At 68.4% G+C, this 13,474-nt stretch carries 4 protein-coding genes; 1 reads left to right on the top strand and 3 read right to left on the bottom strand.

The window, feature by feature from the left end; all coding sequences use genetic code 11:
- Positions 1–12: 12 nt before the first annotated feature.
- Genes P5W98_RS23895 through P5W98_RS23885 form a run of 3 tightly spaced genes read right to left on the bottom strand, consistent with a single transcriptional unit; the run spans position 13 to position 10,891 of the window.
- Positions 13–6,765 (bottom strand): filamentous hemagglutinin N-terminal domain-containing protein, encoded by a 6,753-nt coding sequence (locus tag P5W98_RS23895; RefSeq protein ID WP_421025650.1) that lies wholly within the window; start codon positions 6,763–6,765, stop codon positions 13–15.
- 48 nt (positions 6,766–6,813) lie between these two features.
- Positions 6,814–8,562 carry a ShlB/FhaC/HecB family hemolysin secretion/activation protein gene (locus P5W98_RS23890; RefSeq protein WP_421025651.1) on the bottom strand — a complete coding sequence of 583 codons (1,749 nt, stop codon included), beginning with the start codon at positions 8,560–8,562 and terminating at the stop codon, positions 6,814–6,816.
- 1 nt (position 8,563) lies between these two features.
- Positions 8,564–10,891 (bottom strand): CHAT domain-containing protein, encoded by a 2,328-nt coding sequence (locus tag P5W98_RS23885; protein WP_421025652.1) that lies wholly within the window; start codon positions 10,889–10,891, stop codon positions 8,564–8,566.
- Positions 10,892–11,200: 309 nt separating this feature from the next.
- Between P5W98_RS23885 and P5W98_RS23880 the strand changes: the two genes are divergently transcribed.
- The gene (locus P5W98_RS23880; RefSeq protein ID WP_421025653.1) at positions 11,201–13,444 is read left to right on the top strand and encodes a serine/threonine-protein kinase; all 2,244 of its coding nucleotides are present in this window, start codon (positions 11,201–11,203) and stop codon (positions 13,442–13,444) included.
- Positions 13,445–13,474: the final 30 nt, after the last annotated feature.

Below are 13,474 nucleotides of genomic sequence, written 5' to 3'. Positions count from 1 at the left end.
GGTCTGCTCACTTTAGAAATCCCCGCAGCCGTGCTGCCCGTTCAACAGCATGCAGCTATTCAAATTCGGTTGCGAGCGCACCCGTTTCCACTCGACAGCGAGCAGATCCTGATCGCTGCCGGGCGGGGCGGTCGTGAAGAGCGGCTGATTCGAGCCCACGCAGATATTGGTGCCCTGCAGGTTGTTCTCGTACACGAAGGTCTTCTCGCTCATGCCGAAGAACGACTGCATCGCGCTCACCGCTAGCGGCAGATCGAGCGGATACGGCAGCGTCACGGTCAGCGTGCCCGGCACGTTTTGCACGATATAGCCGACGCTCGACAGATACGCCGGATCGATCGCATATTGTCCCGGCAGCGAACCGCTCGTTGCGCCGGTCGAAAGCGTGCCGCTTAGCGACGAGGTCGTATCGCCGTTGACGAGACCCGCTGTGCTGTAGCCAAAGTTCGGATTCGGCGCGCCATAGATCTTTGTCGCGCCATTGGCGGTAACGATCACCGTGGGCCGCGCGACGTACACAAAATGATCGCCCGTGAGCGGTACGACACCGCCCCAGTTGCATCCCGCCCCAAAGGTGCAGCCGTAGAAGTTCGGCTGTGCCGTATTGGGCTGCACGTTGCCGCGCGTCTCGCCCACCCATGTCGAGGCCCAGATGCGCCAGTAATTGGCCGCGCTCAAGGTACCGGTGCCATTGTTGGTGAACACGCCGTTCTCCATCACGAGGTCGATCGTGCCGCCCGCGCTCAGGTTGGTGTTCTTGCCGCCGGTCGGGCCGTTCGCCGCCGCCGTGCCGCCGCCGAGCCCCACGCTGCCCGTCGCGGCCTGGGCGAGCAGGTTGCCGGTGAGACTGGAGTTGGTCGCATCGATCGTGGTGGCCGTGTTCGATGCCGCGTCGAACGAACGGCTCACGATCGGACCGATCACGAAGCTCGTTGAATTCAGGAAATTCACGTTGCCGGCGTCGAGCATGGCCAGCACGCCCACGTTGTTCTCGGGATCGTTGAGGGTGAAGGTGCCCGGCCCCGCGAGCAGCAGCCCGGCGGCCTGGATGCCGCCCGGGTCCGTGACCGCGCCCGCCGAGGCCAGCGTGAGCGTGTTGCTGCCGAGCGAGATGCCGTAGAGCAGTTGAATGCCGTGGCTGCCGCTGCCCATGTTCATCAGCGTGAGGCTCTGGTTCACGGCGGGCTTGACGAGCGACGTGCATGCACCTTGCGTGGGACACACGCCGCTCACGGTGATGAGGCCCGTCTGCGTGCTCGAACCGAGCGCGAGCGTGGCGAAGCCGGTGAACAGCGAATACGTGGCCGCGTCGATGCTCAAGCCCGCCGCGCCGGTGCCGAACAGCGTGATCGGCGTGCTGTCCGAAGCGACGAATGCAAAGGTCGTGGGGTCGACGCTCGCGGGCAGAATCGCGAGCGTGCCGCCCGCGGACGTGATGGGCGCGCCGCTGTCGGCGAGGCTCGTCGTCGTGCCGTCGTTGGCGGAGCGCAGCGCGACGGTGCCGTTGGGGCCTGCGTTCACCTGCACGGTTCCCGGCGCGTAGTTGAAGTTGGCCGGCACCGCCACCCTGCCGAAAGCCAGGCCCGCGTCCGACGTATTGGTCGAGCCCGCGATCGAAATCACGGTATTGGGCTGGGTAGCCGCGATCGTGCCGTTATACACAAGCGTTCCGTAGTCATACTGAATATTTGCGCCGCTCGCGCTGCTGGTCGGACTCGTCACCACGCCGCGGATGTCGATGGCGCCGCCGTTGGTCGAGACAATCTGCGCGCCGTCGGCCACGAGCACGCCCTGCGAGTTCGCGCCCGAGCCGCTGCCGCGGATCGAGAGCGTGCCGCTGCCGGTGGTGAGCGTCGTGGGCGGCGGCGTCGTCGAGAGGCTCACCAAGCCCACGGAACTGGAATCCGGGCTCGCGGCGCCGAGCACCACGCCCGTCGACGAAAGGCCCGCCGTGGGTGTGCCCGTGGTGAGGCCCGTGAGCGTGATCGAGCCGCTGGTCGAAGCGATGCTCGCGCCGGTCAGATCGACGCCGATGCTGCCGAAACTCGTGGCGGGAACGCTGCCGTTGATCGCGATCGCGCCGCTGCCGGTCTGGATCGTGGGCTGCACCGTGGTGCTGCCGTTCGCGGTATAGCCGCCGCCCAGGGACGTGCCGTATGAGGAGCCGGTCGCGCCAGTCGTCGTGCCGCTCAACGTCACATTGCCGCTGGTGGTCTGGATCGAGCTGCCGTAGGCCGAAATGCCATAGCCGCTCGTATAGGCCTGGCCCGGTGCGTCGTTCACCGTCCCCGCCACCTGCACGTTGCCGGCCCCCGTGCTGACCAGCGTGTTCGACAGCACGACGCCGCTCCCGTATGAGTTGGCGTTGGCGATGCCGGTCAGCGTGACGGCGCCGCCCGCCGTCGTCAGGGTCGACTGGCCGATGTCGACGCCGTATCCGTAGTTGCCCGTCGTCGTCCCAGCGATGCCGATCGCCCCATTGCCGCCGCTCGCGCTCAAGGTGCTGCCCGACATCGTGAAGCCAAAGCCGAGCCAGGCCGTCGCGGTGCCGCTCGTCTGGATGCCGCCCGCGCCGTTGAGCGTCGCCGAGTTGATCGACACGCCATAGGCAAACCCCACGGCGTTGCTCGACGTGCCGCTGATGCTGATCGCGCCGCTCCCCGTGTCGCTGAACGCCGCGCCGCCGCTCGTGCCGCCCTGGCTGGTCACATAATCGCCCTGCACCTGCACGCCAAAGTTCGCACCTTGCCCGGCCGCGCTCGACACGCCGTTCACGGCGATTGCGCCACCCGCCGCGTGAACGCCGCTTTGGGACAGCAGAACACCCGTGCCCGGGCCGGTTGCGGTTCCGTTGAGCGTGGTCGCTCCCGTGCCGTTGGCAATCAGCGAATAGCTCAGCGCGATGCCGCTGCTGCTGCCGTTGCCCGTGAGCGTCACGGCCCCGCCGGTGTTGCCGATGCTCGAGGTATTGAGCTGGATGCCGGTCGAAGCGGTCGATGCCGAATCCGTGCTGGTCAGCGCAACCGCGCCGCCGTTCGCGGCAATCGATGCATTCGTTAGCTCGACCCCGGTCCCCAGTCCGTTTCGCATCGTGCCCGTTAGCGTCACCGCGCCGCTGCCCGTCACGTCGATGGCGGGCGTGCCGCCCGGGCCCACGCCCGAGATCGAAACGCCGCTATAGGTGGACGACGAACCGATGAAGGTGGCGTCGCCGATGCCGCTCAACTGGATCGCGCCATTCGTACTCCCGACTGAACTCTGATTCAAGGTGATGCCGTTGCCGTCGTAGAGCGAGGTGCCCGAGATCGTCATGTTGCCGGCAGCCGAATTGATCGTGCTGTATCCGATGGTGACGCCATCGCCGAAACTGTTCGTCCCTGCGATGCTCACGGCGCCGCCCTCGGTGGCGAGGGTCGAGTTCTGGATGCTGACCTGGCTCGAACCTGTGTTGCCGATCATGAAGGTGCCGCCATGGGTGTCGAGCGCGACCTGGTTGAGCCAGACGAGATTGTTGCCCGCCGTGCCGCCCATGTTGGCGTTGAATACGACGTTGAGGGGCCCGCCAGTCGAGCCGATGCTCATCGGCCCTTCCGTTGCCACATTGATATTGCCGCTGGTCTGGAGCGAAAACGTCGTATTGCTGCCGGAGGCAAGCACCGGGGAAACCAGATTGATATCGCCGCCGGTGGTGGACACGCTGACATTGCCGGCCGGCGTCAGCGCGCCGCTGCCGAGGGAGCCGAGCGAGCCCGTGCCAGTGTTGTAAACCAGCGCCGGCGCAGCTTCCAGCACGGTGCCGGTCGTGTTCACGAGCGAGACGTCGCCGGTGCCGTTGAGCGAAAGAAAGCTCACGAAATTGCCCGCGTTCGTGAGCGTGAACGCGCCCGGTCCGCCGAGCACGAGCCAGTCTGCATTGATCGCCGCGCCTTGCGTGACCGGCCCTGCCGAGACCAGCGTCAAGGTGTTTTCCCGCATGTAAATTCCGGACGGCAGCGAAATGCCCTGGCTGCCCGATCCGTTTGCCTCCAGCGTCAGATTGGTCGAGACCGTGGTACTGGGCGCGACGGAGATGAGGCCGGTTTGCGTCGAACTGCCGATCACCACATTGGAGAAGGCGGACAGCATGCCCATGGCGTAGGTGCCGATGCCGAAGCCCCCACCGCCGTCGTTCACGTTGATCGGCGTGGCATCGGCATTGGCGATGCTGAAGTCCGAATTGACGATGCCGGGCAGCATGACGAGCGTGCCGCCCGGCGACGAGACGTTAGGCGTCCCGTAGACGAGGAAACTGCCGGTGATGCCGTTGTTGGCCGCGCGTATCGTGACGGTGCCGTTCGCGCCGGTCTGGATGTTGGGGGCGGCGGTAAACGTCCCGCCCAGGTAGCTCGAAATCGAGACGCCCTGGCTCGTCGCGTTGCTGGACCCAGTGATGGCGATCTGGCCGCCCGCGCCCTGGGCGTACAGCGTCGCCCCGGTGGCGATCATCACGCCCTGGTCGCCGTAGTTGGTCTGATCCGTTCTTGCGCCCGACACCTGCCCGCGAATGTCGATCGAGCCGCCGTTAGTCTGGATGGTCGAGCCATCGTCGATGGCGACGCCCGAGACCTGGTAAGGCTCGTTGCCGAGCGAATCCGCGCCGATGCCGTAGATGCGCACCGAGCCGCTGCCAGCGGAGACAGTCGAGCCGCCCGTCGGCGCGGCGCCCGGCTGAGGCTGCACGGCCGAACTGATGTACACGCCGCCCACCGGCGTGTTGGTGCCGCTGCCCTGGTTACCTTCGATTTCGATGTCGCCCGTCGACGTCAAGATGCTCGAACTGTAGATGCCTACTGCGTCGAGATGGCTCTGCCCGCTGACCGCCACGGCGCCTGGGGCCTGGCCGTGGATCGTGACCGCGCCGCTCGCATTCGCCGCGGACTGGCTCACGCGCGCATCGATGTTCGTATCCGCGAGTAGCACCGCCGCGCCGTCGAAGGTGGACGGTTGGCCCGTCTTTGTGCCGATCGTGATGTCGCCGCCGTTCGATTGCAACGAGATCGCACCGAACGTGCCATCCATCGAAATGACGTTGCCGCTCGTCGACTGGCCCACGTTCGCGTCGAACACCATGCCGAGCCCGCCCGCCGTCGATGTGATGCTCACCGAGTAGCCAAGCGAGATCGACCCGCCCGCGCTCAGCGTGAGGGTAGCGTCGGCGCCGCCCGTCTTCGAAATGGTGACGAACGGGAACACGCTGATGTTGCCGTCCGGCGTGGCCACCTTCACCGACGTGCCGTTGCTCAGTTGTGCCGAGATATCCCCCTGGTAGAGGTAAGTGTCGCTGACAGGACCGCTGACCGGACCGAATACGACCGTGGCGCCGCTCGTGACGCTTGCCGCGCCCACGCATTCCGCGCAAATCACGATGTTGTCCGGGTCGAGCAGCCATTGCCCGCCCTTGCCATGCGCGGCGGACGCATCGATCGTCGCGCCTTTCACATCGAGCGCGGCGCCCGAGGTTTCCACCAGTCCGCCATCACCGCCCTGCGGTCCGCCGCGCGCGCTGAACTCGCCATAAAGGCGCGCCGCCGTGATGCCATACGCCACGATATGCCCGCCGCTGCCGTTGGTGGTTGCATCCGCATGGATCTGCGCGTTCGGATCCATCCACACCGCATCCGCATTGCGGATCGTCGGGTCCGCGCCCGCCGCGCCGCCGCCCACGCGCACGCTGCCACCGCCCGCCGCGCCGCTCGCGTTCAAATTCGCGCCCGCGAGCAGGCCCACGTTGTGGCCCGTCACGTCGATCTGCCCGCCCGCGAGCCCCGCGCCGCCCGAGGCGTCGAGCGTGCCCGACACAAAGGTCTGGCCGCTCGTGCCGCCGTCGAGCACGATATGTCCATCGCGCGCGGCGAGGCTTTGCGCGCGCACGATACCCTGCTGGTTGATGACCGTGGCCGCCAGCGCATCGGCGGTCTGCGCGCTCATGACCACGGTGCCGCCGTCGGCGGCGAGCGTGCCCGCGTTGCCGATCAGCGCGCCCGCCGTGCCTGCGTTGATCTTCAGCGTGGTGAGTCCGTCGCCCGCGAAGTCGAGCGTGATATCGCGGCCCGCGCCCAGCGCAACCGTGCCGAGCTTCGCGGCCACGGTGCCGGTATTGCTCACGGTGCCGCCGAGCAGCGCGATGGTGCCGCCGTCCTGTGCGGTGAGCGTGCCCGCGTTGCGCACCGCCGCCGGCGAGCTGCCGATGAAGTGATAGCGCCCGGCCAGAAAATCAGCATCACTAATGTTCAGCGTCGAAGCGACCAGCGATCCCACGTTCACCGACGACCCCGGCGCGAAGATGACGCCCGCCGGGTTGACCAGAAAGACGCGGCCGTTCGCGCTCAAGCGCCCGGCGATATCGCTCGGGTTGTTGCCGACCACGCGATTGAGCAGCGCCGACGAGACCGAGGGCTGGGCGATGTTCACCGCCTCGCCCGCGCCGATCGAGAACGTGTTCCAGTTCACGATGGCGTTCGGCGTGCTTTGCGTGATGTTCATCTGCGAGGCGCTGGGCGAGCTCACCGTCACGCCGCCGGCCACCACCTGCGCACCGGTGGGATTGGCGAGCAGCGAGGTGGCCCAGGTGGCCTCGAACAGCGCCGCAGTGATCTGCGCAATCGCGCTTGCGATGGCCCTCGCCTGGAGCGGGCGCGCGTTTGCCTTGCGTCCCTGACGCTCTGTAACCCGCCCTGAGACCCTGCCGGCTGCCCCGCCCTGCCGATTACCGCCCCGCTTGTTCATCGCACACCTCGCCGGCATCGTCTGGTCGACCGCGTCTGGCCGACTGCTTCAAAACGTCTTGCTCAATTGCATATAGAACGTCGGCAGCTTGTCGTTGCCGGTCGTGTCGGGCGACGTCGTGCGCCACGCCACGGTGCCCTGCCATGCGAATCCGTACGGCAGCGCGAGGTACGCACCCAGGCCCGCGCCGCTGCGCGTGATGTTGTTCGGCCCCTGGTTCGGACGCGGGTTCGCGTTGTACCAGCCAGTGCCGAAGTCGAAGAATGTGAACGCGGTGATCTTCGAGGTCACCGCGTAGCGCACTTCGGCGGTCGCCACGAAGCCTTCGTCGACCAGGCCTTCGGAGGGCGAATAGGCGCGCACCGCGTGCGGCCCGCCCAGCAGGAAGCGCGAGGAGTTGTCGAGGTTGGTCGCCGCCCATTGCCCCGAGAAACCGACGAACAGGCTCACCTTCCCGGTCACCGCGTTGAGCCGGTTCGCGAAGAAGGTCGCGCGCACTTCGTTGCCTGCGGTGTTGCGCCCGAACTGCGACTGGTCGATGGCGTAATTCGCGGCGTCCTTGAAGTGCAGGCTGCCGATCAGCAGTTCGACGTCGGCGCTATTGAAGCCGCCGCCGAACAGGGCGTCGCGGCTTTCGTAGGTGAGCCCCACGCTGCCTTCGACCATCGAGCGCCGGTTGTGGTCGTCGACGACGCCGATGTTGTCCGAGAGGTCGCGGAACTCCAGATTCGCGCGCGCGAGCAGATTCTGGTCGCGGGTGCGCAGCACCGGGTGCGTGACCGTGAGATCGGCCACGGTGGCGTCGCCGGTTGCGTCGAGCGCGGAATACTCCTTGCCGAGCGTGTAATTCAATCGCGCGAGGGCCACGCCCACGCGCGTGCCGTAGGCGTTCACCGGCGCTTCGTAGCCCACGCGGCCATACACGGTGTCGAGCCGCTCCGCGCCGAGGATGCGCAAGTCGAGGTTGTCGCCGATGCCGAACGGCGAGTTCAGCCGCGCGAGCCCGCCCAGCCGCCACGTGCCGCTGGTCGCCGCGCCGTAGTTGTCGAGATCGGCGGCGAAGGTCCAGCGCTTCGCGGGCGCGACGTTGATCGTGAGATCCACGGTGCCGGGCTCGCTGCCCGACTCGATGGCCGAGGTCACCGTGATGCCCGGCAGATCGGAGAGCAGCAGCATGGTGCGCTCGAGCACCTGCTGCTGGAGCGGCGCGCCCACCGGAATCTGCTCCACCCGCGCGCGCAACAGCGACTCCTTGACCGGCGTGCCGGCGGCCACGTCGAGGCGCACGTGGCCCACGCGCCCTTCGAGCACGCTCATCGTCACCTGGCCCGAGGTCACATCCTGCGGCGGGATCACCACTTGTGCCAGCACATAGCCGCGCGCGCGGTACACCTGGGTGATCTGCGCGGCGATCGCCTGCAGGCCGGCGAAGTTCACCTCGCTGCCGATCTTGCCCTGCACGGGCGCGAGCAATTCCCCGCTCGGGATCGTGTCGTTGCCCTTGAGCGTGATGCCCTTGAGCACGAAGCTGGCCGCGCCCGGTTGTGCGGTCGGCGCGCCCGGCGCGGGCGTCGCAGGCAGCGCGGGCGCGCCGTCCAGCGGCGCGGGGCGCGTGTCGCGCGGCTCGGTCTGCTGCAGGATGGTGCCCGAGTTCGGCAGCGCCTGGTTCAGCACGTTGCCCACGTCCGGCCTTGTCTGGATCGGGGGGATGCTGCCCGCGCCCGGTGGCACCTGCCCCCAGGCGAGCGCGCTGCCCGAGCAGGCGAGCGCGGCAATCGTTCGGATTCCTCTTTTCATGTCATGATCCGCGCGCGATGGAAAGACGCCAGCCGCCCATCAGGTCGAACGGCGCCCAGAAGAACGGGTGCGCGAAGCGCGGCTCCTTCATGACGGCGAGCTGCGCGGCGCGCATGGCGTCGATCGCTTCCTGGCCTTGCGAAAGCTGCGAATAGAACGTGCGCATGGTGATGGCGGTGGACTCGTCGGCGACCGGCCACATCGACACAATCAGGCTCGTGGCGCCCGCATAGAAAAACGCGCGCGTGAAGCCGAGGATTTCGTCGCCGCGCGCGATGCGTCCGAGCCCGGTTTCGCAGGCCGAGAGCGTGACGAGCGAGACGTCGTTGAGCTTGAGGTTGTAGACATCGAGCGCGAGCAGCGAGTCGGGGCCGTCGGCGGGCTGGGTCGCGGGCGCGAGCAGGATGCGCGAGTGCAGCGGGTCGATGGTGTCGGCCTGGGCGTGCGTGGCGACGTGCAGCACGCGCCCGGCTGGCGCGCTCTGGCGGAACTGCGCGCGCGTGGCGGCGCTTTGCAGGAACAGCTCCCTGGTCGCGAAGAGCGGCGCGATGCCCTCCACCTCGGCCTGCGCGCCGGGCAGCGCATACGCGGGCGCGATCTGCGGATTGCCGAACGCCACGAGGCTGCTCGCCACCTTCTGGCGGCGCGCCTCGAGCTGCAACGCCACGCTCGCCGAAGGCTCGAGCGCGACGGGGTGCTGCTCGATCAGGAAGCCGCCGGGGCCGTGCAGCGCCTGGAACGGCAGATAGTGCAGCGCGCCGTGCGGCACGATGATGAGCCGCTCGCCGGGCTGCAGCGCGAGCGGCGCGATCAGCAGCGCATAGAGCTTGTCGCCGTAGGTAATCGCGTTCTTGCTCCGGTGCACGATGGCGTTGCGCACGTCGGTCACGGCCGTGTCGATGTCGGCGCGCTTGAGCGGCAGCCGGTAGCCCATAAAGCCGCCCGACAAGCCGCTCTTGCGGATCACCCACACCACGAGCGTGTCCTTCAGGCTGTGGTACTCGACGATGGCCTCGTTGGGGCGCAGCGCGGCGCGCACCGCCTGGAGCGTCGGCACCGTGCCGTTCAGCTGCTGGTCGTCCACGCCCGCTTCGACGCGGTTGCGCACCACGTCGAGCAGCGCGCGCGCGCGGCTGCGCTCGGAAAGACTCCACGCGCCTTCGTAGTCGCCCGCATCGACGCTCAGCTTGATCGCCTCTTCGAACACCGACTGCGTGTCGCCGAAGAGGCCCGTCTTGAACTCGTCGCTGCGAAAGCGCGAGCGGATTTTTTCAGAGTCGTCCACGGCGGCGAGATAGGCTTCGCGCGCATGGTCCTTGTCGCCGAGCGCGAGATACGCGCGGCCCATGCCTTCGTGCACCCAGAGGTTGTCGTAGCTGGCTTCGCTCGCGCCGCCGCCGCCCGTGCCGGCGAGCTGCGCCTGGTAGACCTTGAGCGCTTCGGCGGGCTTGCCTTCGGCGAGCAGCAGCTTGCCTTCGATGCGGCCGCGCGCGGGCGCGAGCTCGCCGCTCACGTCGGTCGAGTCGAGCGTCTTGCGCGCGGCAGCCGTGTCGCCGGCGGCGATCTGCGCATTGGTGATGGAGAGCAGCACCAGCGGCTTGAAGCGCGGCGAGGCGGTCTGCAAGGCGTCGTCGTAAGCCTTGAGCGCGCCTTGCGCATCGCCGCGCCGCAGCGCCACGTCGCCGAGCACCTTGTTGGCCGGCGCGAACACCTGCTCGGGCTGCTTCGGCTGGGAAGCGAGCGCTTCGCGCGCGTATTTGTCGGCGTCGTCGAGGTCGCCCGCGTAGCTGTAGGCAATCGCGAGATCGCGCTTGGACAGCGCGACGAGGTCGGCGTTATCGGTGCGCTGAGCCACCACCAGCGCGCGCGCCGCCGCGTTGATGCTGTCACGGAAATCGCCCCGCTCCGCCGCCGCCACCGACATGCTGCAATAGTCGTAGGCCGGCAGCGCGACGCGGTCGCGCGAGAGCAGCAGGCGGCCTTCGTCGGTGAGCGACTTGAGCGTTTCGGCGTCGCGCTCGCGCTCGGCGGCCTCGCGAAAGCCCTGGGACTCGGGCGCGAGGCCCGCGGCCGGAGCGTCCACGGCGGACTTCGCGGCGGATTTTGCGGCGGACTTCGCGGCACCGGCCGGCGCAGCCGCGACGGGCTTGGCGGCGCTGCTTGCCGCATTGCCCGCCGCGTGTGCGGCAGACGGCGCGGCAACGCCGAGCAACCACGCGCACAGCAGCGCGCCCAGCGGCCCACGTAGCGGCGCACACAGCGGCGCCTTCGTCCGGGCGAGCGGCGCGCCAGCCTGCCCGGAGCCCAACCGATGTTCGAGTTCGTTCACTTCGCTTTCCTGCAGGAAAGAAACATCACGCGACCGGGCCCCGGAGCGCGCAGCCGGAGCAGCGTCCGGCGGGCCAATTCCTATGTCTTAAGACGAAACGGGACGAGGATTTTTGAAAGCGCTCATGAAAATTCCGTCTGAGCTAACGTACACAGGCCAGCGCGCAGCACGCCCCGCACCAGCGCGAGCCATCGCGAACCATCGCGAAACAACGCGAAACAACGCGACGCGTTCAAAATCGGCCATGCCGATTCGTCTAGGTGTTGAATGGGCGTGCGTCCAGCCTCGCCCGACACGGAACTCCGCTAGATGAGCAGCATGAGCAGCAGCCCCGACGACAAGACGGTCATCGTGTCCCCGGCCACCGGACAGGACGCGCCACGCGCGGATAACGCAACGACGATTCAGGACGCATCGGCGCACGCGCCGCCGGCCAGCGCAGCAGCGGCCACAGAGGTACAAACGCTGATGCCGACGCAGATGCAACCGCCGTTGCCACCTCAACCGCAGGCGGCTCAAGCGCAGCCGGCAGAGCCAAGCCCGAACGACCCGGCGAGCGCAACGCCGGCCACGTCCGCCACGCCCGCCGCGCCCGAAGCCACCCACCAGGCGCTGCCGATCAACACGCGCATCGCCGAGTTCGAGATCGCCGGGCTGATCGGCGAAGGCGGCTTCGGCATCGTCTATCTCGCCTGGGACACGCTGCTGCGCCGCCACGTGGCGCTCAAGGAATACATCCCGGCCGCGCTCGCCGCGCGTGTGGCCGGCAGCGCCGATGTCACGGTGCGCTCGCAGCGCCACGAGGACACCTTCCGTGCGGGTTTGAAGAGCTTCATCAACGAGGCGCAGCTGCTCGCGCAGTTCGACCATCACTCGCTCGTCAAGGTCTACCGCTTCTGGGAAGCCAACGGCACCGCCTATATGGTGATGCCGTACTACGAAGGCGTGACGCTCAAGGAGACGCTGCGCCAGATCGGCATGCCGCCCACCGAGGCCTGGCTGCGCGGGCTGCTCGCGCCGCTCATCGACGCGCTCGCGGTGCTGCACGACGCGCAGTGCTTCCATCGCGACATCGCGCCCGACAACATCATGCTGCTCAAGGGCAGCCAGCGTCCGCTGCTGCTCGACTTCGGCGCGGCGCGGCGCGTGATCGGCGACATGACCCAGGCGCTCACGGTGATCCTCAAGCCGGGCTATGCGCCGGTCGAGCAGTATGCCGAGGTGCCGTCGATGAAGCAGGGCCCGTGGACCGACATCTACGCGCTCGCGGCCGTGGTCTATTACGCCATCGAGGGCAAGACGCCGCCCGCCTCCGTGGGCCGGCTGATGGGCGACACCTACGCGCCGCTCGCCACCACGGCGGCGGGCCGTTATGGCGACGCATTCCTGCGCGCCATGGACCACGCGCTCGCGGTGCGGCCCGAGGAGCGCCCGCAGGACGTGCGCGCGCTCGCAGCGGAGCTGGGCATCATGGCAGGCGGCGATGCCACTGCCGGGCACGCGGGCGCGGGGCAGGAGTTCGCACAGCCTTATACGTTGCGCGAAAGGGAAAGCGCGTTGCCGTTGCCGGGGGCGGCGGGAGCTGGACCGGCATCGGCGGCTTCGGCGGCGGCAGCGCCGCCTGCCGTGGTGCGAGCCGCTGCGTTCACGACGCCCGCTACGCCCACGACAGCCACGACTTCCACGGCAGCGCCCGCTCGCCGCAAACGCACCGTGCCGCTGGCGATCGGCGCGGGGGTGGTCATCGTCGCTGCCGTGGGCGCGTGGGTCGCGCTGCAGCGATCCGAACAGATGCCGCGCATAACGCTGCATATCACGCCGGCTGGCAAGGCGCGGGCTGATAAAGCGCCGGCCCCGGCGAGCGCGCCCGCCGCCGTCGCGCTTGCCACGGCGAGCGCCGCCGCCACCCTGCCGCCGGTGCCGCCGCCCTCCGCAGCCACCACGGCCGCCGCGCTTCCGCAGACAAGCGTCAGCACCGCCACTGCAGCGCTGTCGGCCGCCACGCTTGCCCCCTACACGCCGGTCAGCGAGTTCGAGCGCATCGTTGCACTCGCGGATCCCTCGATCGACGTGCGCACGACCCTGCGCAGCACGACCGCGCGCATCAAGAAAGACTTTCTGCAATTCCAGGTGACGAGCAGCCGCGCGGGCCGCGTCTACGCCTTCATGGTCGACCCCGAGGGCAACTATCTGATGCTGCTGCCCAACGGCCGCGACAAGGCCAACACGATCGCCGCCGGGCAGACGCTCACGCTGCCGCGCGCGAGCTGGCCGATGCTCGCCGACGCGCCCGCCGGGCCGATCCATTTTCTCGTGATCGTATCGCCCGAGCCGCGCGATTTCTCGAGCGCCGGACTGCATGCGGGCGACGTGTTCGCCGATTTCCCCGCGAGCGCCCAGCAGGCCGCCGCCGCGCAGCGCACGGCGAGCGCGTCGCCGTTCGCGGGCGAGGCGCGCTGCGCCAAAGCGGCCACGAGTTGCAGCAACGCCTTCGGCGCGGCGACGTTCAAGATCGACGTGGTCGGCGGCAGCGGCCAGGCACCGCGCTCGTAGCGCCGCAGGCCACAGGCCATAGGAGACCGT

Source organism: Paraburkholderia sp. A1BS-2L (genome assembly GCF_051125205.1).
In the GTDB taxonomy this organism is placed as follows: domain Bacteria; phylum Pseudomonadota; class Gammaproteobacteria; order Burkholderiales; family Burkholderiaceae; genus Paraburkholderia.
This window is presented reverse-complemented; position numbering and strand designations above follow the sequence as displayed.